General features: G+C 46.6%; 1 protein-coding gene. It reads left to right on the plus strand.

The genetic code is table 11. From position 1 onward, the window contains the following. Nucleotides 1–295: 295 nt before the first annotated feature. Nucleotides 296–1,702, plus strand: coding sequence for a hypothetical protein (locus RUMCAL_RS09435; RefSeq protein WP_021682553.1), 1,407 nt, complete (start codon nt 296–298; stop codon nt 1,700–1,702). Nucleotides 1,703–1,964: the final 262 nt, after the last annotated feature.

The raw sequence follows: 1,964 nt of genomic DNA on the forward strand, positions 1-1,964 counted from the left end.
ATCTGTCGCACAATCTTTGTGCGGTATTGCCTATGTGTCCCTTTTGTACATACCTACTATACCACAAATGTCCGTCGAAATCAATTGAAAATCAAAGTTTTCTGAGAATCTGAAAAAAATTTCGTGAAAGTATGGACTTATGCGAAAAAATATAGTATAATAAAAAAGTATCGGGCAAGACAGTTCGGGGAATGCTCCGGCTTTCGGCGGCGTTTCCTTTGTCCTGCTGCTGGCTTGGAATGCGGTTTGAACCGGCATTTCGGGACCGTTTATTTTATTCGGAGGTATCAAAACTATGTTCAAATGGAAAAAGGCTGCCGCTGCTTTGGCGGCTGCCGCAATGACTGTTGCTGGTGCAGGCTGCACTGTCGGCAGCGGTTCTGCGTATGCAATGACAATCGACGGCGAGCAGATCAATGCAGGTATCTATATCTACTATTCCTATGCATCGTACATGGAACTGACACAGACCTTGCAGTCCCAGAATTCGGAACTGGACGTAAAGGACGACAATGTCGTAAAAGAACAGAAAATGGACGGTGTCAGCTCGGAAGAATGGATCAAGAACAAGGCACTGGAATATTGCCAGCGGTATGTGGCAATTGAAAAGAAGTTCGACGAACTGGATCTGTCCCTGACAGAAGAAGAGTCCAAAGACGTGGAGAACACCATTGATTCTTTCTGGGATACCAATGGCGAGACCTACGAGAAAAACGGCATTTCCAAGAATTCTGTCAAGAGCGTTCTGGAAAATACGTATATGACCAACGAAGTATTCCTCTATTATTACGGCGTTGACGGCGAAGAAGGCACTACCGAGGACGATCTGAAGCAGTACTATGAGGAAAACAATGCCCGTGTCCGCTACATCAAGTTTGATCTGACAGACGGAAACGGCGAGGCTCTGGATGATGCCGGCAAGAAGGAAATGAAGGCAAAGGTCGAGGACTATCTGGGCGAGATCAACGCACTCAAGGGCGATGAGGACGCAATGGAAGACGAAATGGACAACGTGCAGAGCGACTATAACGCTTATGTGACTTCCATTTCCGAGGAAGCTGCCGCAGCAACAGCCACTTCTGCAACCGATGCGGACGGCAACGAGATCGCTGCAACAACAGAAGCAACTACTGTCGCTGCTGAAACTACCACAGAAACTACCGCAGCCGCAGAGGAAAGTGCTGCTACAGAAACTGCCGGTGCAGAAGAAGCTGCGGAAACCACTGCGGCAGAAGAATCTGCTTCGGAAGAAACTACCACGACAGAAGCAGCTGTGGAAACCGATGAAAACGGCTCTGAAGTGACTACCACCACGACTGCTCCCTATGCAAATGAACAGATCATTGCAAAGGTGACTACAAAAGAGAACACCAAGGAAGAAGATGTGACCTATAATCCGTGCAAGAATGTATACGACTATGTATTCGGCGACGGACAGAAGAACTATGGCGTGGCAACTGTGGTAGAAGATGACACGGCTTACTATATCGTAATGTGCCGTGACATCAAGGAGCGTATGACAGAGGACGACCTGTGGACAGAAACACAGCAGAATACTGTGATCTCTCAGGCATATAGTGATGCGTTTGAGGATATGCTGGACGGCTGGACTGGCGAGCAGAAGGTTGAGAAGAACGACAGTGCGATCAAGAAGTACGATGCGTTCAAGATCGATATGGACAGCAGCAGTCAGAGTGCATAACAGAAAATTTGAATAGAATTATGCGAAAGCCCGATTGGAAACAGTCGGGCTTTTTGTATGCATTTGAGGAGAAGATATGCATACTGCACAATTCGGAGAAATATATGTTCACAATTCTCTACTTGACACAGTAGAAGAAGTGTGATATAATAATAAAACTGTCGCACGAGAGCGAAAGTCAAGAGAATAAAGGACAACGGAAACTGTGAAACGGATCGGGAGATCGACAGTTAGCGGTTGAAGTTGTTCAAGAAAAGTTCAC

Source organism: Ruminococcus callidus ATCC 27760, from assembly GCF_000468015.1.
Classification (GTDB): Bacteria; Bacillota; Clostridia; order Oscillospirales; family Ruminococcaceae; genus Ruminococcus_C; species Ruminococcus_C callidus.

What these genes read in the sequence shown, in the direction of transcription:
- RUMCAL_RS09435 (WP_021682553.1), top strand. Translation starts at nt 296, where the DNA reads ATGTTCAAATGGAAAAAGGCTGCCGCTGCTTTGGCGGCTGCCGCAATG.